General features: G+C 64.6%; 1 rRNA gene. It reads left to right on the top strand.

The window, feature by feature from the left end:
* Nucleotides 1-3 precede the first annotated feature (3 nt).
* A 5S ribosomal RNA gene (rrf, locus tag DEJ31_RS16785) occupies nt 4-120 on the top strand.
* Nucleotides 121-895 lie beyond the last annotated feature (775 nt).

Below are 895 nucleotides of genomic sequence, written 5' to 3'. Positions count from 1 at the left end.
TGTTCCGGTGGTCATAGCGAGAGGGAAACGCCCGGTCACATTCCGAACCCGGAAGCTAAGCCTCTCAGCGCCGATGGTACTGCAAGGGGGACCTTGTGGGAGAGTAGGACGCCGCCGGACTTCTTTTCATGAAACCCCTGACATAGGGAGCATCCGCTCCCTCTGTCAGGGGTTTTCTGCATTCCACCCTGCTGTCCATTTCGCCGTCGAGTCCACCGTCGGCATCATGGGGAAATCTGCTGTTCGATGGCGCATACGAGCTGTGCCGATGCGGTCCTCTGCGGCCCTCCAACGTCGCGGTTGGGTGAGTGAGTGAGCTCGCGGGCTGCGAACTCGTGCAACCCTCGATCCCTCGAGGTTGAGGGCCCGCGGGAGTGATGGTGGTGGTGAGCTGCAGCTGCACTCGGGGCTGACTGCTTGTCTAGCGATCGCAGGCTCCTGTCGTCCGTGGCACTTCTCCGTTCCCGGCGTCAACTGACGTGATCGCAGAGCAGAGTTTCGAAGCCCGGACCCGGAAGCGTCGCTCTGGGCGCTCGCCTTTGCCGCTACAGCCGGAGCTCGCAGCGTGCGGTCCAGCCCTGATCCTCACGAGCAGATTCGTGCTGTTGCTCGAGTCTCACGGTGTCACGGAAGGGTCTTCTGCCAGTGCGCCCGCACCCGGCCGTCAGGTGCTCGACCGTGACCGCGACCGCGCTGGTGAAGCGGGGCGCCGGCGACAGTGGCTTGGTGTCACTTCGCGGCAGTTTCTGGTCGTTGCGATCGTCCAGGAAGACGGCGATCATCGGCCCAGAGCCCAGAGCCCAGAGCCCAGAGCCCAGAGCCCAGAGCCCAGAGCCCAGAGCCCAGAGCCCAGAGCCCAGAGCCCAGAGCCCAGAGCCCAGAGCCCAGAGCCCAG

Source organism: Curtobacterium sp. MCPF17_031, assembly GCF_003234035.1.
Taxonomy (GTDB): domain Bacteria; phylum Actinomycetota; class Actinomycetes; order Actinomycetales; family Microbacteriaceae; genus Curtobacterium.
This window is presented reverse-complemented; position numbering and strand designations above follow the sequence as displayed.